This window comes from Bradyrhizobium sp. i1.15.2, from assembly GCF_040548425.1.
Taxonomy (GTDB): domain Bacteria; phylum Pseudomonadota; class Alphaproteobacteria; order Rhizobiales; family Xanthobacteraceae; genus Bradyrhizobium; species Bradyrhizobium canariense.
The window spans coordinates 106,249-128,290 of the sequence record NZ_JBEPRQ010000016.1; the positions used below are offsets into that span (position 1 = coordinate 106,249).

A 22,042-nucleotide genomic window follows, 5' to 3' on the forward strand; every position below is an offset into this window, starting at 1 on the left:
AAACCTCCAAGGTCAGTTAGCGAGCGACAGCCGCGGAAACGTCTCCAGCGGGTTGTCCACGCACATCTTCGAGATGATGCTGTTCGGCAGGTTCGGCGGGATCGGATCGTCGCCGTCGAACTGCCAATGCGGATAGTCGGACGCGAACAGGAACATCTTCTCAGAACCGATCTGGTCGATGATCTCCTCAACGCTTCTGACGTCACCCGGCGCATCGAACGGCTGCATGGTGACGCGAAAATTGTCGCGAATAATCGCAGCCGGCTCGCGCTCGACCCAGGGCACCTCGACGCGCACCCCGCGCCAGGTCTTGTTGGCTCGCCACATGAAGGCCGGCAGCCAGCTCACGCCGGATTCCATCAGCACGACTTTGAGATTCGGAAACTTGCCGAACACGCCCTCATAGATCAGGCTCAAGATCTGCGCCTGAAATGCCTGTGCCTCGACGAAGTAATATTCGTAGCGGTGCGACGGCCATCCGGCCGAGCTCGGCGCCTGCCGATATTGCGTGCCGGCGTGGATCGCGAGCGGCAGCTTGTACTTTTCCGCGAGCCGATAGACCGGCCAGAAATGCCGCCGTCCCAAGAGCGTCTCGCCCTGCGCCAGCACGAGGATAGAGACGAAGCGGTGATCGCCGGCGCGGCGCTCGATCTCCTCGACCGCCAGATCCGGGTCCTGCATCGGCACCACGATCGAGGCACGCAAGCGCGGATCGCGCGACAGCCACTCAGTGGCGATCCAGTCGTTGATCGCCTTGCAGAAGTCGGCCGCCATGTAGGGGTCGAACACGGCCTGCGCGCCATAGAGCACGTTGATGATCGCGTGACTGGCACCCAACTGCTCGAACGCGCCCTTCTGCACCATCGCGAGATCGGAACCGGGCTTTGTGCCGTTCGCCGGACGCCAGTCGGCGCGGCCGCTTAGCGGCATGCTGGGCGGATAGGAGGTGAGATCGAGCCCGTCGATGGCGCGGCTCACGACCTGCTCTTTCCAGTGATCGCTGAGATAGGGCAGTAGCGTCGTGCGCGTGCCACCAACCGCCGGGTGGATGTCGCAGTCGATCCGCGTCGCTGCCATGAGGTTCCTCGCCGAGATCTTGTAAGCACATCTTATTGGCGGCGTTCTTGTGCGCCGCCTGTGAAGACTGCCCCTGCCCGTGCGGTTGCGCAAGAGCGCACGCCCGCGCGATCGTCATGGCTCTGTTGCATTTCGCAGGCGCGATATGAGGTGTCGCGAACTGCGTTCCGGCGCCGAAGCCGCGGAGCGCATTGCTCCGCTGCTTCCTTGCGGATTGTCTATGCCCGTCAAGCGGCCTTGGAGACTTCCATCAGCAGACGTTCCGCCTTGGCATCCTCGATGCGGTTCACCATCCGGCTGCTTTCGTGATTGTCGCGGATGGTCTTGGTCAGGGTGACGCAGGTCTGGATCAGCATCACAACCCCCATGGTGAGATAGCCCTTCATCCAGAAATCGATCGGCAGGAAGAAGATGCCGATGGCGACGAGGAAGGCGGAGGCTGCAAAGGACACGTAAGTGAAGGTCACCCAGGCGCCGCTGTGGGGCTGGCCATTCTGGTTCATGATGGTCTCCTGTTGGTTCGAATGATGATGGGGATTGGGATCAGACAGTCGGCGTGCGCTTGGACTTCAACCGCGCCAGCACGTCGTCTGCGGTCGTCTTGAGCCGGGGGCCAAAACCCTGCTCGGCGAGTTTTTCGGCGGTGGCGCGCGGGCCGGTGGCCGCGTCGAGCTCGACCAGCGCGTCGTCAGCGGCCTGGGCTTCCATCTGCCGCTCACGAAGACGCCTCAAAGTGCTCTCCGCCTCCGGCAGCGTGGATTCGTAGGGGCGTGCCGCCTCGATGCCGCTGCGGCGAAGCGAGCGCACCGCTTCCGAGGCACGGGCGACGCGGCGGCCGCGGTCGAGCTCGGTGATGCGGGCTTGCGCGCTTGCGACGTGCCGCTTCAGCCGCGCAATCTCGGTTGCGAACAAGGCGCGTGCCGTCAGCGCTGCATCGCGATCGGCCTCCAGGCCTGCGATGACTTCGGCGGCATCGTTGGCGAGATCCTCGCGGCCGCCGTCGAGCGCCGCAACCGCGCGCGTCTCGAGATCGGCGATGCGGGCGACGGTCGCCTCGAGCTTGCGACCTTCTTGCTGGTCCTGCGCGATCGCCAGCGCCAAGGTCCGTTTGCCACGCTCGAGGGCGGCTGCCGCGTCGCGCATCTGTTGATCGAGGATCAGAAGGGCCGTCCGGTCTTCCAGCTCCTCGCCGGCGGCGGCCACGCTGCCGCGGAAAAGTGTCACTACGGTCTTGAACATTGTTGGCTCCCTGTTATGAGCGCTGCTCACGTTTGTTTGTAGCAAGAAACTTGAACTTCGTTCAAGAAATGTTTGAGCAGCGCTCAGAAATTTGATTGCAAATGGCTAAGGCATTGGAACGCAGAGAGAAACTTCGATCCGATCTGATCTTGGCGGCGGAACGAATGATCGCCGAGAAGGGATTGGCGGGCCTGAAAACCCGCGATCTCGCCCGCGAGATCGGCTGCGCCAACGGCGCGGTCTACAATCTCGTCGCCGATGTGGACGAGCTGATCCTGCGCGTGGGCTCGCGCACTTTGCTTCGGCTCGACCAGGCCCTGAGCACGGCGGAAAGCGCGGGCGAGCCGTCGCCGCAGGGGAGGCTGGTCCGCATCGCCCTCGCCTATTGCGATTTCGCCGCGGAAAATCTCGAACTGTGGCGCGCTCTGTTCGAGCACCGCATGGACGCCGACAAGCCCCTTCCTGATTGGTCCATCGACGACCAGATGCAGCTGTTCCGCCACGTCCACGAGCCGCTGGCCGCGCTGTTTCCAAAACGCGGTCGGGAGGAGCTCGGCATCACTGCGCGCAGCCTGTTCTCGGCGGTGCATGGCATGGTGGCGCTGGGGCTGGAGCAGAAGCTGGTCGCGGTACCGCTACCGGCGCTTCGGGCGGAAATCGCGGGCTTGGTGCGCGCGATGATCGACGGGCTGATCGCGCGGGCGGCGTAGAGGCTGAGAGCGCACAGCTCAACTGTCGGCGGCGACTGGCTAAAATTTCACCTGTCACATCCCATGCAGCGCGCTTAGCTTCGCGAGGTCCACTTCCCTCTCCGGAGCATCCAATGCCCCTCCTCATCCGCGGCGGCACCGTCGTCAATCATGATCATTCGCGCCGCGCGGACGTGCTAATCGACGGCGCGACCGTCGTCGCGGTCGGGCAATCGCTCGACGCGCCCACCGGCAGCGAGATCATCGATGCCGGCGGCGCCTACGTCATCCCGGGCGGCATCGATCCGCACACCCATCTCGAAATGCCGTTCATGGGCACTGTCACCGCGGACGATTTCGAATCAGGGACTAAGGCGGCGCTGGCCGGTGGCACCACCATGGTGGTGGATTTCTGTCTGCCCGATCCCGGCCAGTCGATGCTCGCGGCCTATCAGGAGTGGCGGCACAAATCCGAGAAGGCGGCCTCCGACTACGGCTTCCACATGGCCGTAACATCCTGGTCGAAGCAGATCCATGACGAGATGGAGACCGTGGTCAAAACCTACGGCATCAACACCTTCAAGCACTTCATGGCCTACAAGGGCGCGCTGATGGTGAACGACGACGAGCTCTACAACTCGTTCGCCCGCTGCGCCCATCTCGGCGCCATGCCCGTCGTGCATGCGGAGAACGGCGACGTCGTCGCCCTGATGCAGGAGGCGCTGATCGCGCGCGGTGTCACCGGGCCAGAGGGACACGCGTATTCACGGCCACCGGAGGTCGAGGGCGAAGCCACCAACCGCGCCATCATGATCGCCGACATGACGGGGACGCCAGTCTACATCGTACACACGAGCTGCCGCGAAGCGCATGAGGCGATCGCGCGGGCACGCGCAGCTGGCAAGCGCGTCTATGGCGAGCCGCTGATCCAGCACTTGCTGCTGGACGCCGGTGAATATCAGAACAAGGATTGGGATCATTCCGCGCAGCGCGTGATGTCGCCGCCGTTCCGCGACAGGTCGCATCAGGATAGTCTTTGGGCCGGTCTCCAAGCCGGCTCGCTGCAAGTGGTCGCGACCGACCACTGCGCCTTCACTACCGAGCAGAAACGATTCGGGCTCGGCGATTTCAGAAAGATCCCGAACGGCACCGGCGGCCTCGAAGATCGTCTTGCGCTGCTGTGGACAGCGGGCGTTGCAACAGGACGGCTGACCAAGGAAGAGTTCGTCGCGGTGACCTCGGCGAACATCGCCCGCATCCTCAACATCTATCCGCGCAAAGGCGCGGTCGCCGTCGGATCGGACGCGGATGTCGTGGTTTGGGACCCCAAGGCGAGCAGGACCATCAGCGCGAAGCGGCAGATGAGCCGGATCGACTACAACGTGTTCGAGGGCTTTTCCTGCACCGGCGGACCGGCGGCGACGCTGTCGCGCGGCCGAATCGTCTGGAAGGATGGCGATCTGCGCGCCGAGGCCGGTGACGGCCATTATGTCGAGCGCCCGGCGTTCTCGCCGGTGCATGTCGCCAATTCCACTTGGAAAGAGCTGACCGCCCCGCGCGCCGTGCGCCGCGGAGCGGTGACGCCGTAGGACTGAGATCCGCACGGGATGCGACGCCGTGAAGCGCGGCCGATGGCATGCGCCTTGCCTCTTTATGGTGCAAATTTCTCAAGAGTGGGGCACCCATGAGCGCATCATCATTCGAACTAAACCGTCGCGGCGTGCTCGGCGGCCTCGGCCTCGCCGGAATGACCGCCCTCGCTCCGCGCTTTGCCACGGCGCAAGGGCGCAGCGAGACGCTGCTGGTGGTGCAGGAACTCGGGCCGAACTCGCTCGACATGCAGGGCGTCGGCTCCAACCAAACCGTGAACGGGCTGTCCTGGAATTGCTACGATCGCCTGCTGAGCTACGCCTCCAAGACGCTCCCCGACGGCACGCTGTCCTATGACCGCGAAACGCTCGCGCCTGAACTCGCCGAGAGCTTCGAGGTTGCGGCCGACGGCATGTCCTGCACTTTCAAATTGCGAAAGGACGCGAAATTCCACGACGGCACGGCGGTCACCGCGAAAGACGTCAAATGGTCGTTCGACCGCGCGGTGAAGGTCGGCGGCTTTCCGACCTTCCAGATGTCGGCGGGATCGCTGGAAAAACCCGAGCAGTTTGTCGTGGTCGACGATCACACCTTCCGCATCGACTATGTGCGCAAGGACAAGATGCTGCTGTTCAACGTCGCGGTGGTCGTGCCCTTCATCATCAACTCGGAGCTTGCGAAAAAGAACGCGACGGCGGAAGACCCGTGGGCACTGGCGTGGCTCAGGAACAACGAGGCCGGCGGCGGCGCTTACAGGATCGAAAGCTGGAAACCGGGCAGCGAGACCGTGCTGGCGCGCTTCGACGATTGGAAGAGCGGACCTCTCCCGAAGCTCCGGCGCGTGATCGCGCGCGACGTCCCTTCCGCCGGCACCCGCCGCGCCATGCTGGAGCGGGGTGATGCGGACATTTCCAGCGGCTTTGCACCGCGTGACTTCGAGCAGATCATCAAGGAGGGTAAGGTCAAGGTTTCGGGCGTGCCGATCCCGAACGCGCTCTGGTCCGTCGCGCTCAACACGGCAAAGCCGCCGTTCGACAATGTGAAGCTGCGCCAAGCCGTCGCCTGGGCGATGCCGTATGAGCAGATCCAGAACAGCGCGTTCTTCGGGCGTGCCGTTCCCATGTATGGCGGAGCAGCAGACGTCTCAAAGCCGGTCTGGCCGCAGGCGTTTCCCTACGTCACCGATCTCGACAAGGCCAAAGCGTTGATGAAGGAGGCGGGATTCGAAAGCGGCTTGGAGACAACGTTGTCGCTCGACACCGGCACCGCCACGGTCGGCGAGCCGACCGCGATCCTGATCCAGGAAAGTCTCGCCAAGATCGGCATCAAGGCGGCGATCGAGAAGATCCCCGGCGCGAACTGGCGCACGACGCTGAACAAGAAAGAGCTGCCTCTGGCGCTCAACCGCTTCAGCGGCTGGCTCGATTATCCCGAATACTACTTCTACTGGAATTTCCACGGCAACAATTCGATCTTCAACATCTCCTCCTACCAGAACAAGGAAATGGACGCGCTGATCGACAAGGCACGGTTCACCACGGATGCTGCCGAGTACGAAAAGGCTGTGAAGGATTTCATCGCGCTCTGCATGCGCGATGTTCCCGTCATTCCGCTCAACCAGCCGATCCACGATGTCGCCATGCAGAAGGCCATCACCGGTTACGAGTTCTGGTTTCATCGCGAGCCGGACTACCGTCAGTTCGCGAAGGGCTAGTTTTGGCGGGCGACGCTCACGGGGCGTGAGGCGGCTCGCGCCTGCTCGGACGGGAAACCCCGCGCGAGCCGCGCGTGGCTCGCGCGCAGCATCGCCGTATCGAGCTTGCCCTGCCGCGATCCATCCAGGGCGCAAGCGAAAATCCGGTAGAATTGCGCGCCGTCATAGGCGACCAGCAGCAGATCGACGCCCGCGTTGATGGCCTCGACAACGGCCCGGCAGACGTCGTTCTGGTAGATCGCCCCCATCACGAAATCGTCGGTCATGACGACGCCCTGGTAGCCCCATTTGTCGCGAATGATCCCCTCGACGACGCGCTTCGAATGCGAGGCAGCTCGGTCGGGATCGACGGCCGTGAGCGTGACGTGCCCGACCATGAGCGCGCTGCGCGAATGCGACAGCACCTCGCGGAACGGAAGCCAGTCGGTTGCTTCCAACTCCTTCACCGGCGTGTCGAGATTGGCGCTGAAATGATGCGTGTCGGTGCGAACGCGGCCGATGCCGGGAAAATGCTTGAGCGTGGCACCGACGCCGGATTCTTCCAGCCCACGCACATAAGCGCTCGCGATCGCGCCGACGACGGCCGGATCGGTCGCAATCGCGCGCTGACCGATGAGTGTGTGAAAGTCGAGGCGATTGCGCCGGACCGGCGGTTTGAGATCGAGCACTGGTGCAAGATTGAGGTTGACGCCGAGCCCGGCGAGTTCACGTCCGTGGATGCGGCCGAACCCTGCCGCTTTGGCCTGCTGGTCATCGGGGGCAAGCCCGGCAAGCGTCGCCAGCGCCGGCAGCTTCGTCAACGGCGGCGCAAGATGCCCGACGATGCCGCCCTCCTGGTCCGCGGCGACGACCAGCGCCGGCAGGCCGGCGGCTCGCCGCTTGTCCTGGAGCGCCGCGATCTCGGCACGCAGCGCCTCCACGGTCCGCCCCCGGATGTTGTGCCGGGTGACGTAGATGCCGCCGATCAATCCTTGCTCGGCAAGGCGCGCGATCTCCGGGAAGGAGGAATAACCGACCATGAAGTGAGGTCCGAGCTGACGCGCCTCGGCCGCACTGACGGCAAGAACATCGTACTTGCGCAGTTCGAATTTCAGGTGCGCCGCCGACATCAGGAGCGGCGGTACGCACCAGACTATGACAAGGAGCCGGCCGGCGATCGTGCGCCAACGCCCGCTACGCAGCAGGATGAGCACAATCACGATGCTTGTGAGGACAAGCGCGATGTTTCCGGCGCCCCGCAGCACGAGCAGATAAGGATCGTTCTTGTTCGCGGCCGCAAATGCGACGAGAGGCGCGGCCAACCAGAGCAGGATGAGACCGATGCGATTGAGGAATTGCATGATGCGTCACGCCCAAGGTGATGAACGCACCTATCAAAGTGATTCGCGCCGCGTAAGGACCAAAAGGGCGCCTGCACATAATCTGCAAAAGACTCCTGAAATCGTGCAGACGACGATCCCGCCTTCTGCACAAACGACGTTCAAACTTCGTGATGCCGCCCATCACGAAAGGTCTTCCGGACATGACGAGCCTGGCTACGACGATCACCTCGGACCTCCAGCCGATCAGGCCTTCCTCGATTCCGCCCAAAGTCGGCCTCGCGCTGGTTCTCGCCGCGCTCGCCGACTGGCTGTTCTACGGCCAGCGGATCGGGCTATCGCTGACGCTCTTTGCGATCGCGACGGCTTTGGTATCGGCGCTCTTCAATCATACGACCCTGGATTTGCGGCGCGCCACGATCGGCGGGAGTATTCTCGTCGCCGGCCTCGTCCCGGCCATCGAGGAGGTCAACACGCTGTCCTTCCTGATCCTGCTCGCGTCACTAATGATTGCGCTCCTGCTCGCGACCAATCCGGAAACGACCGGGCTCCCTGAACGTGCCCGCGCGCTGCGCAACCTCTTCCTGCTCGGGCCCTTCAGGTTCTTCCTCGACGCGCTGCATATCTTCAGCATGTCGGGGTTCACCCGCGGCATCGCACTCTGGCTGATGCCTGCTGTGCTGAGCACCGTCTTCGTCGCGCTGTTCGCGGCCGCCAATCCGGTGATCGAGCAGTGGGTGTCTCTGCTCAATCCAAAGCTCATCCTCGACTATGTCAGCATCCCGCGCGTGCTGTTCTGGACCATGATGCTGGCGCTGGTCTGGCCGTCCATCCATGTGCGCTGGCGGCGCAAGACGATTGCCACAACGACGATCGTCGATGGCCCCGTGCCGCCGCCACTGCCGTCCCAAGTCTCGGCTGAGTTCCTGGGCCCCTCCACCATCCTGCGCTCGCTGATCCTGTTCAATCTGCTGTTCGCGGCACAGTCCATTCTCGACGGCATCTACCTCTGGGGCCATGTCGCGCTGCCGGCCAACATGACTTATGCGGCCTACGCCCATCGCGGCGCCTACCCGCTGATCGCCACCGCGCTGCTTGCCGCCGCCTTTGTGCTGGTCGCGATGCGTCCGGGCGGGCCGGCGGAGAAATCGAAGATCATGCGGCCGCTGGTTTATCTCTGGGTGGGGCAGAACGTTCTTCTCGTCGCCTCCTCCATCCTTCGCCTCGATCTGTACGTCGACATCTACATGCTGACCTATTGGCGCATCGCGGCCTTCATCTGGATGGGGCTGGTGGCGCTCGGACTGATCCTGATCGTCGCCCGCATCGTGCTCGACAGGTCAAACCAATGGCTCGTCGGCGCCAATCTGATCGCGTTAACGATCACGCTGTATGGCTGCTCGCTGGTGAACTTCGATGCGTTCATCGCCGACTATAATCTGAGCCACAGCAACGAAATGTCGGGTAAGGGCTTGAACATCGATGCCAACTACCTCTTCACACTTGGACCGCAGGCGCTGCCTGCCCTCGACAAGGTCATCGCTCATCGGTCGGACGACAACTGCCTTGTGTCGCGGCGCGATCGGCTTGTAGAAGTCCAGCTTCAGGATCTGGCCTGGCGGAGCTGGGGCTTCCGGAATTGGCGACTCCAGCGCAGGCTGGACGCGCTGGCGAAAGCTCGGCCGACGGGCTAACGAGGCAGCGGAGAGATTCTTGGCGCACCGCATTCTCATCGTCGACGACGAGGGTCACATCCGCGAGGTCATCCGCGTTGCCTTGAAGAAAGCCGGCATGGACGTGATCGAGGCGCGCGACGGCAAGGAGGCGCTGAGCCGCTTTGCCGCCGACAAGCCCGACCTGATCGTACTCGACATCGGCATGCCCGAGTTCGACGGCCTCGACGTCTGCCGCGAGGTGCGCAAAGCCTCCGACGTGCCGATCCTGTTTCTGTCGGCCCGCGACGAGGAGATCGACCGCATCCTCGGCCTCGAGATCGGCGGCGACGACTACGTGACGAAACCGTTCAGCCCGCGCGAGCTGGTGGCGAGGGTCAACGTCATCCTGCGCCGTCTCGGCCCGCGCAATGGCGAGGCCAAGGCGGGGCCGTCGGCCCTCGCGCAAGGCGGCCTTCTGGTCGATCCCGAGCAGCATGTCGCGTCCTTCGCCAGCACGCCGCTGAAGCTGACCGCGATCGAGTTCGGCATTTTGCGCGCGTTCCTGACTCGGCCGACCTCAGTGTTCAACCGCGAGCAGCTGATGCGGGCCGCCTATCAGCTCAACATCCAGGTCTCCGACCGCACCATCGACAGCCACATCCGCAACATCCGCGCCAAGCTCGCGGCGCTGGCCTGTGACAACGTCATCGAGACCATTCACGGCGTCGGCTTCAAGCTCGGCCGCTGCGAGAAGGACGCATGAGCGCGGCGCCCGACAAATGGCGGCCGTCGCTTACCCTGGTGATCTTCACGGTGCTGGCGACCGTCGGCGTGCTGCCGCTGGTCGGCCTGTTCTTCTTCCGTCTCTACGACAACCAGCTCATCCGCCAGACCCAGGCCGAGCTGATCGCGCAGAGCCGCGTGCTCGCGACGATCTATGCGCAGGAGGTCACGGCAAGGCTCGACAGTGGCCTCACGCTCGGCGCCGAGGTGCCGCCGAACGTGCTGCCTGACCCCGGCGACCAGGTCACCCCGATCCGCCCCGCGCTCGACCTCACCGCCAATGACTTGCTGCGGCGGCGACCCGAGGCGCTGGCGGCGGCCCAGCCGGCGCAACCCGCCTATGTCGAGATCGGCGCGAAGCTGACGCCGATCATCCGCGAGACCCAGAAGGTGACGCTGGCAGGCTTTCGCATCCTCGATCCCCAAGGCGTGGTGATCGCCGGGCGGCAGGAGGTCGGGCAATCGCTCGCCCATATCGAGGAGGTCGCCGACGCGCTGCACGGCCAATACCGCGCCACCTTGCGCAACCGCGTGCCGGACAAGCCGCCGCCGTCGATCTATTCCTTCAGCCGCGGCCTCGGCGTCCACGTGTTTTCGGCGATGCCTGTCATCGTCAACAACCGCGTCGCGGGGGTGATCTACACGACGCGGACCCCAAGCAACATCTTCGACCATCTCTACCAGGAGCGGGCCAAGTTCGTGCTGGCGGGGCTTGCCGTGATTCTCGGCACCATCGCGATCGGCCTCGTATTCTCGCGCACCATCACGCTGCCGATGCGCGAGCTGATCGATCGCGCCACCAGAATAGGCCGCGGCGACCGCGAGGCGTTCAGGCCGCTCCGACATTACGGCACACGCGAGTTCGCGCAACTCTCGCACAGCTTTCTCGGCATGGCCGAGCAGCTCGCAAGGCGCTCGGACTATATCGCGACCTTCTCGGCCCACCTCACCCACGAACTGAAATCGCCGCTGACCTCGATCAAGGGCGCCGCCGAGCTGTTGCAGGATTCGGTTCAGGGCAAAGCGGGAAGCCTGACGCCCACCGAGCAGGAGACGTTCATCGCCAATATCCTGTCCGACACAAAGCGGCTGGAAGCGATGGCGCAGCGGCTGCGCGAACTCGCGCGTGCCGAAAGCCTGCCGCAAAACGAACGCACCGAATTGGCGCCCGTGATTGCCGACCTCAGGAGCCGGTTTCCAGCGAGCTCAATCGAGGCCAGCGGCAGCCTTGACCTGATGATCGGCATGTCGGCTGAGAAGGCGCTGATCGTGCTGTCGCACCTCGCGGACAATGCGATGCGGCACAACGCCGGGACAATCAGGCTGGAGGCGATCGACGAGCGCACGACCCTGCTTCTGACTGTGAGCAATGACGGGGAGCCGATCTCGTCGCCGAACCGCGACAGGATCTTCGACGCGTTCTTCACCACCCGCCGCGACCAGGGCGGCACCGGGATGGGGCTCGCGATCGCGCGCGCGGTGATGGCGAGCCATGGCGGCTCGATCAGGCTCAAGCCGACCGAGGACGGCGCGGCATTCGAGCTCCAGTTTCCAATGGGCTAGATCGCGAACACCCAGGCGGCGACGATGGTGCCGATCGTGACCAGACCGGCGATGGTCCAGCCGGCGGCGTATTCCAGCTCAGGATGACCGGTCGCCCGCATGATCTCTGCCGGATCGGCGGTATGCTTCTCTGCCATGACAGCCTCGCACGTTACTTTCCGCGTCATATGTAAGTCGCATCAGCCACCATTAGGTTCCATCACGGAAATGCGAGGAAGGACGCAGCTTGGTTTGTTCGCCGATCCGCAAGCAGGGCCTGCCGGCCTTCGCTACACCGATGACTTCGTCGAGGCCGCCGCCGAGCAGGCGCTCATCGGCCGCATCGCAGCATTGCCGCTCCAGCGCTTCCAGTTCGGCGCCTTCGAGGGCAACCGCCGGGTGGCGTCCTTCGGCTATCGCTATGACTACACATTGCAGCGGCTGGCCGAGGCCGAGCCGATCCCTGACTGGGTCGTCCCCGCCGCACGGCAGGTCGAGGCATGGGCGGGGCTTGCCGCCGGCAGCGTGCGGCAAGTGCTCTGCACCGAATACGACGCCGGCGTCGGCATCGGCTGGCATCGCGACAAGCCGCATTTCGACAAAATCCTCGGCCTGTCGCTCGGCTCGTCCTGCAAATTCCGCTTCCGCCGCCGCGGCGGCGACAAATGGGAGCGCCACACGCTCGAAGCTCTGCCGCGCTCGCTTTACATGATGGACGGGGAGGCGCGGTCGCAATGGGAGCACAGCATCCCGCCGGTCGAGGCGCGCCGCTATTCCATCACCTTCCGGACGATGAAGCAGGCCTGAAGAGCGGGCCAAAACAAAAAAACGCGAAAACAACCCCATGCACAGTAGAACGGCCGTGTCGGCGCGAGGCTCGGCCCCGCGGCATAACCGTTTGACACCTCGGGGCAAAACAGCCGCACCGCGCAAAGGCGCAAGGCCCGGCGAACTTGCCTTCCAATTCGCGTTTACATGCTAAACTGGTTCCACGCGCCGCGCGGGAGGAAGCCGCGACTGCAGGTCCAGGGAGCCAAGATGAAGCCCGGTCGATTGATCCTCGCCTGCACCCTCGTTGTCGCTACCGCCTCCGGCGTCGCCGATGCCTCCGACGCGACGCCCGCAAAAGTCTCGGGCTCGACGGCGCTGGCGCTCGCGGGGGTGATCGCGCCGCTGTCGTCGGTCCTGTCCGGCGCCGAGAAGAAGGCGATGGCGATGCTGTTCGCCGCCAACAGCGACATTCCCTACAAGAAGCCGATCGTGGTGACCGCCGATCGAATCGTTTGTCGCGCCGGCAATGTCGACATCACCGTGCGGAACTGCGAGGTCACCTTCGGCAAGAAGACCAGGACGGTGAACGGCTCCACGGCCAGCGAGATCTTCGCCACCGAAGCACTGGCCGGCATTCCGTCCGACGGCGCCGCGGGATCGAATTTCGAGAGCCTGACCAAGCTGAGCTGCACGATCGACCCCAACGCAATCCGCCGGAAGGACGGCAGCGGGGCGGAGTGCACGTTTCAGCCGGGGAATTGAACCACGCGCGGAGGACGAGCCGAGAGAACCATGGGTGCCGTGAAATCGCCTCATGACCAGCTAACTAATAAGGCGAATTGAAAAGACGGGCCAAACGCGCGAGCCCATATCGGGCACGCAGGGCCAACACCGACATGAAGAATTTTCTCGCATTTTTTCTGACTCTGGGCCTGACGGCAGCCTCCGCACAAGGTCCCCTACCGATGCGGCCGGACGCGCCGTCCGATCTCGTCCGGGTGGGCCTCACCGACAACGACACCACCGCGGGCGGCACCGCGCGGCTGTGCGAGCAGGTCACCTTCTCGCGCGGCCTGCGCTACGGCGAGAGCGAAGCCAATGTGCTCGATGTCGCCACCGCCACGACCAAGGCGGATACGCCGCGGCCGGTGCTGCTGTTCGTGACCGGCGACACCTTCACCGGCGACCGCGCCGCGCCGGAGCTGTCGCGCCAGATCCAGGACCAAGCCATGTGCTTTGCCGCACGCAACGACATGGTCGGCGTGCGCGTCAACTATCGGCTGGCGCCCTCGGCGACGTGGCCGGCGGGTGCGACCGACGTAGCGGCGGCGCTGTCCTGGGTCCACGGCAATATCGACCTGTTCAACGGCGATGCCCGCGAGATCGTCGCAGTCGGCTACGGCGCCGGCGCCTTCCATGTCGCCACCCTGCTGGCCCATCCCGAACTCCAGACCGACCGCGCCGATGTTGCGGCAGTCGTGCTGGTGTCCGGGGTCTACCGCGCCGGCAAGGACGCGAGCGACAGCGAGAAGGCCTATCTCGGCAGCGACGCCAGCCAGTACAACAAGCGCTCGGTCTTCCCCGGCATCCTCAATGTCGACGTCCCGATCGTGCTGGCCTGGGCCGCGGATGATTCCGCCGGCGTCACGGCGCAGGGCGAGACCCTGAAGAAGACGCTCTGCGGCGCCGGCCATTGTCCGCGCAGCGCGCTGCTGCGGAGCCGCGACGGCATCGCGAGCGCCTTCGGTCTCGACGGCTCCGGCGACAGCCTCGCCGAGCCGACGCTGCTGCTGGTGCATCAGCTCGAGGCGCGCGGGCTGCCGTAGCGGCGTGCCGGGAGCACGCCGATACCGGCCACGCCTCGCCGACGTTAGCACGCCTTAAACCACGATTCGCGATCCTGGTCGCCGCCTGGAGCACCGCGTGCTATCTAGGAGAGTTACTTGAAGTAGTTCAATCTATGAGGGTCCGCTACAGACCGAGAAAATCGGCGTTTCGCACAACTGTGTGACCCGTCGCTGCCACGATCGGAAAACCGATGCTTACGTTGCTGGCACGATGCGCGGTGATCTCGTTTGCGTTGATTTCGACCTCAGCCGCCGAACCGGTCAAGCTCAAATTGGCCTTCTTCAGCTCCGACCGCTCGACGAGTTATCTCGCCGCGGTCAAGCCGTTCGTCGAGGCGGTCAACACCGAGGCCAGAGGCCAGATCGAAATTGAAACCTATTTCAGCGGCGCGCTTGGCAAGGATCCGGCTGAGCAGCCCCAGCTCGTGCTCGACGGTAGGGCCGACATCGCCTACGTCGTGACGGGGCTGACGCGCAACCGGTTTGCGGATAACGCAATCATCGAAATGCCCGGCCTGTTTGCGAGCATGCGGGAGTCCGTTGCGGTGTTCGGCCGGCTGATGGCCGCCAACGCGCTGCAAGGATACGATGACTACATCGTGATCGGCGCTTATGTCAGCGAGCCTGAGACGATCCACAGCAATATCGCGATCACGTCGTTGAACGATCTCAAGGACAAGAGAATTCGCGTCAACAATCCTGGCGAAGCCGCAGCGCTCGAAAAGCTCGGGGCGCGGCCTGTGCTCCTGCCGGTCAACAAGATCTCCGAAGCCATCGGCAACGGCAGCATCGATGGCGCCCTCGTGAACCCTGCTTCAGTGGTCGATTACGGCATCAAACGCGTTGCGACTTATCATTACCTTCTTGGTGTCGGCGGCGCGCCGCTGATGGTCTTGATGAATCGGAAGACGTTCAACCGGCTGCCGAAATCGGCGCAGGCGATCATCCTCAAATACAGTGGTGCATGGTCTGCCGGGCGCTTCATGGATACCTACGAAGCCGTGGAAAACAGCATCATGGGTGAGCTGAAGACCGATCCCAAACGCCAGGTGACCATACCCTCGCCGTCGGACCTCGATGCGGCCAATGCCGTGTTCGCGGCCGTTGCCGACGATTGGGCTTCGAAAAGTGAGCGCAATGCCGAGCTGCTGAAAACCGCTCGGGCCGAGCTCACGAAAATGCGATCGACGCGGTAGCACTGATGCCGTCACTCGCCAGGATCCGGCCTCAGCGAAACATCGTCACCATCGTCGCCGCGCTCGCCATTCTGTTGCTGGGCGCCGGGACCACCCTGAAAATCACGACCGAACATCTTCTCCGTCAAGATGCGACGTCGACCGCTCGTAGCTGGGCGAGGTTCCTTGCGGCCAGTGTCGCCGATCTCGAGCAGATCGCCGGCGGCGAGCAGCCTTCCGCCGCGAGCATGGCGTTCTTCCGGTCGGCGCGAAATTCCGGCGAGGTCTTTCACTACGAAATATTCAACCGTAATGGCTACTCCCAGTTCGTTTCGACCCGCGAAAAGATCGCGCTCGTCGACTTGTCTGAATATAGCCCCGATGCAGCGCGATCAGCGGTTGACGGTCAACCGATCATCGACGTCGGGGAGGGAAAATCGCCCGACCGACCGGCATTCTTCGCCCGCGCCTATGTCCCGATCCAGACCGACGGTCGCCTCACCGCTGTCGTTGCGGCCTACGTGGATGAAACCGAGCAACGCAAGAATGTCCACAATACGTTCCTGACCGCAGCCGTGTTTCTTTGCCTGCTGTCAGGTCTCGCCTTCTCCATTCCCGCAATTGCCTGGTATCGGGAAACAAAGGTGAAGCACGCTGACCGGCGCATCCGGTTTCTCGCCCATCATGACGCGTTGACCGGGCTGACCAATCGCCCGCAGCTGATCGAAAAACTGGAGAGCGCCATCGCTCGCCTGCCGATGCGGGGCAGCAGCCTTGCCGTACACTTCATCGACATCGACCGTTTCAAGGAGGTCAACGATTCGCTTGGTCACGACGGCGGCGATTTTCTGCTCAAGTCCATCGCCAAGCGTCTTCGCGCCGCGGTCAGGATCGACGACGTGGTGGCGCGGCTCGGCGGCGACGAATTCGTGGTCGTGCAGTGCGGCATCGCCGGCAAAGCTCAGGCCGAGTCGTTTGCGAGCCATCTCGCCGCCGCGATAAATGCGACCGTGAAATTCAAGCAGCACGAGATCCTCACCACCGCTAGCATCGGCGTGGCGCTGGCGACGGGGGAAGACACCAGCCCCGAGGGGTTGCTCAAGAGTGCTGACCTCGCGCTCTACGCGGCCAAGGCCGCCGGCCGCAACTGCATCCGGTTTTTCCTGCCCGAAATGGACACCGAGCTGCAAGCGCGCATCGAGCTTGAGAGGGCGATTCGCGAGGCGGTGCTGAATGATCGCTTCGAATTGCATTACCAGCCGCTCTTCGAAGTATCCCGGCGCCGCCTTGCCGGGTTCGAAGCGCTGATCCGGATGCCTGCGGCGGACGGAACCCTCATTCCGCCATTGACCTTCATTCCGGTCGCCGAGGACTTGCGGCTTATCGACAAGATCGGGGCGTGGGTATTGCGGGAGGCATGCCGCACGGCCGCGACCTGGCCGGCGCACCTGACCGTTGCAGTGAACCTGTCACCCGCGCAGTTCGTGGCGGGCAACATCGGTGACATCGTCGCCACCGCACTAACAGAGGCTGGACTCGCGGCGCACCGGCTCGAACTGGAGATCACCGAAAGCCTGCTGCTCGGCAACACCGAAACGATCATGGCGCAACTCCGGACGCTCAAGACGATGGGCGTTGCCATCGTGATGGACGATTTCGGGGCTGGCTATTCGAGCCTCAGCTATCTGTGGCGCTTTCCGTTCGACAAGATCAAGATCGATCGAGCCTTCATGCAGAGCCTCAACGGCCCCCATTGTCAGGTCGGGACAGTAGTGAAAGCGATCATCGCGCTCGGACGGGAACTGCACATGCGCGTCACGGTCGAAGGCGTCGAAACCGCCAACCAGGCAGCTTTTCTCGAGGCGGCCGAGGGTGATCAGGTGCAAGGCTTCTTCTTCGGCCGGCCGATCCCCGCCTCGGAGCTCGGCGCCAGCATTCTCGCGGACTTTGAGAAGGCAATGCCACCGGCTTCGCCCGCGCCGGCCCAAGCCACCAAGCTGCACCTCGTCAACTTATCAGCCGAACGGTAGCACCGACCCTGTTCCCGTTCGGCCAACGCGGCTCTTGGCGGCTCTCTATTGCAGACAGTTCTCTTGTTTCAACTAACTGTTTCAACACCAAGATTGCATTTGGGTCCGGCCGACGGCATCTCGCTCTGAGGTTGCGCGTTAGCTGTCAGGTGTATGATGCAAAACAAAACGCGTTTCGGTTCGACGCTCGAAAGCGGCGGTCCAGATATCGCGAAGCCTCTCGCGATGGACGGAAACCATGACGCGCACGGTTTGCAACGCGCGTTGGATGCGCGTCTCAGTCCCGGCAATACCGATGCCCCGGCAACTGGCGGCGCTGCGGCCGCGGATCTGGCGCAATCCAAGCCGAGCCGGACGCTTCGCCGATTTGTGAAGGCCGCAGCGGGCATCGCCATCGTCGCAGTATTCGGCTGGCTGCCGCTCAGGGCGCTTTTCCAGACGTCAAGCGTCGAAGCCGTCGTCAATTCCAGGCTCGTGACATTGAGGTCGCCGATCGACGGGAAGATTTCAGCGGGGGCCAGTCTGGCAGGCGATTTAGGCATCGTCGGCGAGGGCACTTTCATCCTTCGTGTCGTCAATCCGCGCGGAGACCGCGTGCGGCTCGATGATCTACGCAGTCAGATGTCTCGCCTCGAAAACGAAAGGCCGAGCCTCGTTTCGAAGATAGCTTCAGCCCAGGCGGCGCAGAAGGATCTGGCGCGTCAGGCGGCCCTGTTCACAGCGGGGCGCATCCGTCAGCTCGAGGCGCGCATCGCAGAAATCCAAACATCAATCGAAGCCGCCGCAGCGCGTCGCGAGGAGGCGGCGGCCGCGGTGGAACGAGCTTCATCGCTTATCAAATCGGGCAGCGTTTCGTCTGTCGAGCTTGGGCGCTTGACGCGGGATCAAACCATTGCCCAGCAAACCGAAATCGGCGCGCGCCGCCGCCTGGATGCAACCCAGGTTGAGCTCACCGCCGCGCGCGAGGGCACGTTCCTCGGCGACAGCTACAACGATCGTCCGAGCTCGGTGCAGCGTGAGGAGGAAATGCGGCAGCGGGCTGAAGGGCTCACCGCGGACGTAGCGCATGCTGATGCGCAAATCTCGTGGCTCGTCGGCGAGATTGAATCCGAACGATCTCGTTACATCAGCCGCTCCGAGGCGGACATCAAATTCCCCATCGCCGGCCGAATATGGGAGGTCATGACGGCGCCTGGAGAGGACGTCCGGGCCGGACAACCGCTCGTCCGTCTACTCGATTGTTCCGGTGCCGTGGTGACGGCGAACGTCACTGAGAGCGTGTATAACGGGCTGAAACTGGGATCTCTCGCACATTTCCGGCCGAGCGCCGGCGGGCCCGAATTGGCTGGCACCGTCGTCAATCTCACCGGCTCCGCAGGGGCCGCAGCGAACCTCGCCATTAATCCCGATGCGCTGAGCAAGGAACCGTATCGCGCGACGATTTCTGTCCCCGACCTCAACGATGGCTCCAACGATTGTCCGGTCGGGCGAACCGGACGCGTCATCTTCTCGGCAGACACGGCGAGAAAGCCATGATCGCCGCGCTGACGCCGGGCCTTATTGCGCTCGGGTTCTGCGTTGCCGTCCTTCCCTGGCTCAGGCACGAAAACTCCGCGGCGCGTTCGCTGATGATTTCAATCGTGTTGCTGCTCATGCTCCGTTATTTTGGATGGCGCATGACGGCAACGGTCCCGCCCGTCGGCTGGACCGCCGATTTCGCCGTGGGATTTCTGTTCCTCATCGTCGAGGCTGCATCGCTTGCAGCGGGTGCACTGTCGCTGGTATTTCTCAGCCGCACGACCGATCGTACGCCGCAAGTCGAAGCCAACGGGCGGTGGCTTGCCGGGCGGCAAGCTCCGCTGATCGACGTATTCGTTTGCACCTACAACGAGGAAACGTCGATCCTGGAGCGCACAATCATCGGCGCCACGGGAATGAACTATCCCAACTACCGTGTCTGGGTTCTGGACGACGGGCGGCGTGACTGGCTCGAAAAGCTTGCCGGCCAGCTCGGCTGCCGCTATCTGGCGCGCCCCGACAACACCGACGCCAAGGCTGGCAACATCAATCACGCCCTGCGGCATGTGGCGGAGCTCGCCGATCCCCCTGACTTCATTTCGATCCTCGACGCCGATTTCGTTCCGATGCCCGAATTCCTCGCCCGCGCGATGTGCTTGTTCGGCGATCAGCGCGTAGGCGTGGTGCAAACGCCTCAGCATTTCATCAATGCGGATCCGATCCAAACCAACCTGGCCGCGACCAAGGTCTGGCCGGACGAGCAGCGTTTCTTCTTCGATATTCTGATGCCATCGAAAGACGCTTGGGGCGTGGCTTTTTGTTGCGGCACGTCGTCGGTCATCAGATTCTCATCCCTCGTGAAAATTGGCGGCTTTCCGACCGACTCCGTGACGGAGGACTACTTGCTGACGCTGCGGCTGAAGGAAATTGGCGCGGGCACGGTGTACCTGAACGAACGTCTGACCTTGGGGCTGGCCCCGGAGGGCCTCAAGGAGTACATCACCCAGCGCAGCCGATGGTGTCTTGGCTTCATGCAGATCTTTCGCGAGCGAAGTGGCCCTTTTTCCCGAAGATCGCAGCTGGATGTTATCGACAGGCTGTCTCTCATCGAAGCATTCATGAGTTGGACCTCGACCTATGTCGTCAAGGTATTCGGTCTCGTCGTTCCGAGCCTTTATCTTCTCTTCGGCGTCAAAGCCGTCCAGGCGGATCTTTTCGAACTCCTCGGATATTTCCTACCCTTCTATGTCTGGTATTCGCTCACCATGGCCTGGATTTCCCGCGGACGCTCCATGGCGGTGATGTCGGATGTCGCTCAATACATTGCACTGCCGGCGGTTCTCAAGGCCGTGGCGGCGGGGCTGCTCAAGACGCAGGGGCACAAATTCAAGGTCACCGCAAAGGGCGGGGATCGCGATCAACGCTTCATCGAGTGGCCACTGCTCAGGGTATACGGCACCGCACTGGCGATTACGCTCGCGGGTATCGTCTATGCGTTCGTGCTTCATGTGCAAGGCGACATGATCGCCTATGGCAGCCTGGCGCTCGCCTGGAGTTTGTACAACGCGATCATTCTGATGATCGTCTGCTTGGTGTCGATCGAGCAGCCGCGGCGACGGAAGGCCGAGCGGTTCGAGCGAGATGAGCCGGTTCTTTTCAATCTCGGTGGCCGGCAGTTCATCTACCGTTTGGCAGACATGTCGATCACGGGCGCCCGCTTCGTGAGCGACAAGCCACCGCCAGTCGGGACCGCGGTTCATTGCACCCTCCAGGAAAGAAAAGTAGCTGCCCTGGTCGTGCGACGAACTGGGGATGGATTTGCGGTCCGGTTTGATGAAACCCTGAACACGCGCATCGATCTCATTCGCGCTTTCTATTCCGGTGACTACGTCAGTGCATTCACCGGCATACGCGCCGCTCCCGTCGGCAAAGCATTATTAATGCGGATCTTCGGGTGACTACGTCTACCACCGGCGGCAGGTAGAAGGGTTGGACAACATGGCTGTCCTAGCAGGCCTCATTTCCTCACAGCGAGGAGATTCGTAGCAAGGAGCATCGTATCCGAGTGCGGCGACTGAGAGCGCCCCGGCAAATCGAGCCTTCTGATACCCAATGCGATAACCGCCGAAGCTGAGCAATATTGAGCTGCGAATCGTCGTTGAGAGCACGTAGTTTTTTTGGGGGCGTCATGCCAAAGAGCGCGAAGAGATACGTAGCGCTGTTGGGAGGAAGGGATGATCACCGAGCGAAGACAGCCAACCCTTTGGCCCCGGAGTCTCGAAGACGAACTGCGAATGGAGCGCGCCCTCCACTCTCTCGAAAAGGAGACCAAGGACTTGAAAGAATTGGTCGTCCGTCTTTCGGAAACCCTCCTTCGACATGTTTGTCAAAGCGCAGCACTAAGATCGCTGAAGAATAGCGCTGAGCGGAACACTCAAGGTCGGACCGATCCATACTGAGCACGTCACCGTCCCTGCCAAGCCGAGCGCTGCAATCGGTTATTCTCAACCAACGCCCACGTCCAGGCTTTCGGCGCTCGATCGTTCCGGGTAGGGCGCGTTCCTACGTAGGCGCCCGCAATTCGCTGTGAAACCAAGCCAAGGTACGGGCCGATCTCATCGGGTCGACCAGATCGACCGCGATCTGATCGACGAAATCGCAAGCGGAACATTCGAAGGTACGAATGTCAAAACCGGCGGAGCCGGGCGTGATGCGCGCCAGCATCATTGTCGTCTGGCATTTAGGACAAGGCGTTCGTTGAATGGTCATGAGGCTTGCCTGGATCCGGCGGGAGCGCAATACTCTCTGTCATCGATGGATGCCAATGGGAGCGGTGATGGAACATGATGGAACGGCAAGCTCTGCTGCCACCGGTCAATATTGACCACCAGCCAAACTAAGGCCCGCTATCCCAAATGTGAACTTTCACAGATAGAATCATTTTTCATCGGCAACCTGCACTGTATCGTCCGGTTTCGCGACCGCGGGGTCGAGATCGAGTTCGAGGTCCGCGGACGGCCCGCCACGGTCGGCACGTCAATACGCTTGCCATTCCGTTCGGCCGGCAAGAAGCCCGCCGTCCGGCCACAGCTT

The 22,042-nt window shown here is 63.0% G+C and carries 19 protein-coding genes; 13 read left to right on the top strand and 6 right to left on the bottom strand.

The window, feature by feature from the left end; translation table 11 throughout:
* Window positions 1–12 precede the first annotated feature (12 nt).
* From ABIB80_RS25595 to ABIB80_RS25605, 3 genes are all read right to left on the bottom strand, one after another.
* A complete protein-coding gene (locus ABIB80_RS25595; protein WP_007597048.1) occupies window positions 13–1,077 on the bottom strand; it encodes an amidohydrolase family protein in 1,065 nt (354 codons plus the stop codon).
* A gap of 227 nt (window positions 1,078–1,304) precedes the next feature.
* Entirely contained in the window at window positions 1,305–1,580 is a 276-nt protein-coding gene (locus ABIB80_RS25600; RefSeq protein WP_007597050.1) for a YiaA/YiaB family inner membrane protein, read from the bottom strand.
* A gap of 40 nt (window positions 1,581–1,620) precedes the next feature.
* Entirely contained in the window at window positions 1,621–2,316 is a 696-nt protein-coding gene (locus ABIB80_RS25605) for a PspA/IM30 family protein (RefSeq protein ID WP_007597052.1), read from the bottom strand.
* Between the two features lie 101 nt (window positions 2,317–2,417).
* On the opposite strand from ABIB80_RS25605, the gene ABIB80_RS25610 reads away from it, so the two are divergent.
* The 3 genes from ABIB80_RS25610 (at window position 2,418) to ABIB80_RS25620 (ending at window position 6,309) form a co-directional block, all read left to right on the top strand.
* Window positions 2,418–3,026 carry a TetR/AcrR family transcriptional regulator gene (locus tag ABIB80_RS25610; protein WP_007597053.1) on the top strand — a complete coding sequence of 203 codons (609 nt, stop codon included), beginning with the start codon at window positions 2,418–2,420 and terminating at the stop codon, window positions 3,024–3,026.
* Between the two features lie 113 nt (window positions 3,027–3,139).
* A complete protein-coding gene (hydA, locus tag ABIB80_RS25615) occupies window positions 3,140–4,594 on the top strand; it encodes a dihydropyrimidinase (protein ID WP_007597060.1) in 1,455 nt (484 codons plus the stop codon).
* Between the two features lie 95 nt (window positions 4,595–4,689).
* On the top strand, window positions 4,690–6,309 hold the full coding sequence (locus ABIB80_RS25620; protein WP_007597062.1) for an ABC transporter substrate-binding protein: 1,620 nt from the start codon (window positions 4,690–4,692) through the stop codon (window positions 6,307–6,309).
* Here ABIB80_RS25620 and ABIB80_RS25625 read toward each other — a convergent pair.
* On the bottom strand, window positions 6,306–7,649 hold the full coding sequence (locus tag ABIB80_RS25625) for a glycoside hydrolase family 3 N-terminal domain-containing protein (RefSeq protein ID WP_007597063.1): 1,344 nt from the start codon (window positions 7,647–7,649) through the stop codon (window positions 6,306–6,308). The genes ABIB80_RS25620 and ABIB80_RS25625 overlap by 4 nt on opposite strands.
* Window positions 7,650–7,831: 182 nt before the next feature.
* Here ABIB80_RS25625 and ABIB80_RS25630 point away from each other — a divergent pair, with 182 nt between their 5' ends.
* From ABIB80_RS25630 to ABIB80_RS25640, 3 genes are read left to right on the top strand one after another with little or no spacing between them, the layout of a single operon-like run.
* Window positions 7,832–9,322: a DUF4153 domain-containing protein gene (locus ABIB80_RS25630; protein WP_007597065.1), complete on the top strand. Its 1,491-nt coding sequence runs from the start codon at window positions 7,832–7,834 to the stop codon at window positions 9,320–9,322.
* Window positions 9,323–9,341: 19 nt separating this feature from the next.
* The gene (locus tag ABIB80_RS25635; RefSeq protein WP_007597067.1) at window positions 9,342–10,046 is read left to right on the top strand and encodes a response regulator; all 705 of its coding nucleotides are present in this window, start codon (window positions 9,342–9,344) and stop codon (window positions 10,044–10,046) included.
* Window positions 10,043–11,629 (top strand): ATP-binding protein, encoded by a 1,587-nt coding sequence (locus ABIB80_RS25640; RefSeq protein ID WP_007597069.1) that lies wholly within the window; start codon window positions 10,043–10,045, stop codon window positions 11,627–11,629. The genes ABIB80_RS25635 and ABIB80_RS25640 overlap by 4 nt, the downstream gene beginning before the upstream one ends.
* Here the strand turns inward: ABIB80_RS25640 and ABIB80_RS25645 are convergent.
* Window positions 11,626–11,766 carry a hypothetical protein gene (locus ABIB80_RS25645; RefSeq protein WP_007597071.1) on the bottom strand — a complete coding sequence of 47 codons (141 nt, stop codon included), beginning with the start codon at window positions 11,764–11,766 and terminating at the stop codon, window positions 11,626–11,628. The genes ABIB80_RS25640 and ABIB80_RS25645 overlap by 4 nt on opposite strands.
* Window positions 11,767–11,836: 70 nt before the next feature.
* Between ABIB80_RS25645 and ABIB80_RS25650 the strand changes: the two genes are divergently transcribed.
* From ABIB80_RS25650 to ABIB80_RS25680, 7 genes are all read left to right on the top strand, one after another.
* Window positions 11,837–12,415, top strand: a complete 579-nt coding sequence (locus tag ABIB80_RS25650; protein ID WP_007597072.1) for an alpha-ketoglutarate-dependent dioxygenase AlkB — start codon at window positions 11,837–11,839, stop codon at window positions 12,413–12,415.
* A 231-nt stretch (window positions 12,416–12,646) separates the two neighbouring features.
* A complete protein-coding gene (locus ABIB80_RS25655; RefSeq protein ID WP_007597073.1) occupies window positions 12,647–13,141 on the top strand; it encodes a hypothetical protein in 495 nt (164 codons plus the stop codon).
* A 134-nt stretch (window positions 13,142–13,275) separates the two neighbouring features.
* Window positions 13,276–14,205: an alpha/beta hydrolase gene (locus ABIB80_RS25660; protein ID WP_354128670.1), complete on the top strand. Its 930-nt coding sequence runs from the start codon at window positions 13,276–13,278 to the stop codon at window positions 14,203–14,205.
* A gap of 212 nt (window positions 14,206–14,417) precedes the next feature.
* The gene (locus ABIB80_RS25665; RefSeq protein WP_007597075.1) at window positions 14,418–15,422 is read left to right on the top strand and encodes a TRAP transporter substrate-binding protein; all 1,005 of its coding nucleotides are present in this window, start codon (window positions 14,418–14,420) and stop codon (window positions 15,420–15,422) included.
* 5 nt (window positions 15,423–15,427) lie between these two features.
* Window positions 15,428–17,431, top strand: a complete 2,004-nt coding sequence (locus ABIB80_RS25670; RefSeq protein WP_354128671.1) for a putative bifunctional diguanylate cyclase/phosphodiesterase — start codon at window positions 15,428–15,430, stop codon at window positions 17,429–17,431.
* Window positions 17,432–17,584: 153 nt separating this feature from the next.
* Window positions 17,585–18,967: an HlyD family secretion protein gene (locus ABIB80_RS25675; RefSeq protein ID WP_035993653.1), complete on the top strand. Its 1,383-nt coding sequence runs from the start codon at window positions 17,585–17,587 to the stop codon at window positions 18,965–18,967.
* Window positions 18,964–20,907, top strand: a complete 1,944-nt coding sequence (locus ABIB80_RS25680) for a glycosyltransferase (protein ID WP_354128672.1) — start codon at window positions 18,964–18,966, stop codon at window positions 20,905–20,907. Before ABIB80_RS25675 ends, ABIB80_RS25680 begins: the two co-directional genes overlap by 4 nt.
* Before the next feature lie 604 nt (window positions 20,908–21,511).
* Here ABIB80_RS25680 and ABIB80_RS25685 read toward each other — a convergent pair.
* Window positions 21,512–21,718 carry a response regulator gene (locus ABIB80_RS25685; protein ID WP_354128673.1) on the bottom strand — a complete coding sequence of 69 codons (207 nt, stop codon included), beginning with the start codon at window positions 21,716–21,718 and terminating at the stop codon, window positions 21,512–21,514.
* Window positions 21,719–22,042 lie beyond the last annotated feature (324 nt).

Coding starts and splice junctions, on each gene's coding strand:
- ABIB80_RS25595 (WP_007597048.1), bottom strand. CDS start 1,077: ATGGCAGCGACGCGGATCGACTGCGACATCCACCCGGCGGTTGGTGGC.
- ABIB80_RS25600 (WP_007597050.1), bottom strand. CDS start 1,580: ATGAACCAGAATGGCCAGCCCCACAGCGGCGCCTGGGTGACCTTCACT.
- ABIB80_RS25605 (WP_007597052.1), bottom strand. CDS start 2,316: ATGTTCAAGACCGTAGTGACACTTTTCCGCGGCAGCGTGGCCGCCGCC.
- ABIB80_RS25610 (WP_007597053.1), top strand. CDS start 2,418: ATGGCTAAGGCATTGGAACGCAGAGAGAAACTTCGATCCGATCTGATC.
- hydA (WP_007597060.1), top strand. CDS start 3,140: ATGCCCCTCCTCATCCGCGGCGGCACCGTCGTCAATCATGATCATTCG.
- ABIB80_RS25620 (WP_007597062.1), top strand. CDS start 4,690: ATGAGCGCATCATCATTCGAACTAAACCGTCGCGGCGTGCTCGGCGGC.
- ABIB80_RS25625 (WP_007597063.1), bottom strand. CDS start 7,649: ATGCAATTCCTCAATCGCATCGGTCTCATCCTGCTCTGGTTGGCCGCG.
- ABIB80_RS25630 (WP_007597065.1), top strand. CDS start 7,832: ATGACGAGCCTGGCTACGACGATCACCTCGGACCTCCAGCCGATCAGG.
- ABIB80_RS25640 (WP_007597069.1), top strand. CDS start 10,043: ATGAGCGCGGCGCCCGACAAATGGCGGCCGTCGCTTACCCTGGTGATC.
- ABIB80_RS25645 (WP_007597071.1), bottom strand. CDS start 11,766: ATGGCAGAGAAGCATACCGCCGATCCGGCAGAGATCATGCGGGCGACC.
- ABIB80_RS25650 (WP_007597072.1), top strand. CDS start 11,837: ATGCGAGGAAGGACGCAGCTTGGTTTGTTCGCCGATCCGCAAGCAGGG.
- ABIB80_RS25655 (WP_007597073.1), top strand. CDS start 12,647: ATGAAGCCCGGTCGATTGATCCTCGCCTGCACCCTCGTTGTCGCTACC.
- ABIB80_RS25660 (WP_354128670.1), top strand. CDS start 13,276: ATGAAGAATTTTCTCGCATTTTTTCTGACTCTGGGCCTGACGGCAGCC.
- ABIB80_RS25665 (WP_007597075.1), top strand. CDS start 14,418: ATGCTTACGTTGCTGGCACGATGCGCGGTGATCTCGTTTGCGTTGATT.
- ABIB80_RS25670 (WP_354128671.1), top strand. CDS start 15,428: ATGCCGTCACTCGCCAGGATCCGGCCTCAGCGAAACATCGTCACCATC.
- ABIB80_RS25675 (WP_035993653.1), top strand. CDS start 17,585: ATGATGCAAAACAAAACGCGTTTCGGTTCGACGCTCGAAAGCGGCGGT.
- ABIB80_RS25680 (WP_354128672.1), top strand. CDS start 18,964: ATGATCGCCGCGCTGACGCCGGGCCTTATTGCGCTCGGGTTCTGCGTT.
- ABIB80_RS25685 (WP_354128673.1), bottom strand. CDS start 21,718: ATGACCATTCAACGAACGCCTTGTCCTAAATGCCAGACGACAATGATG.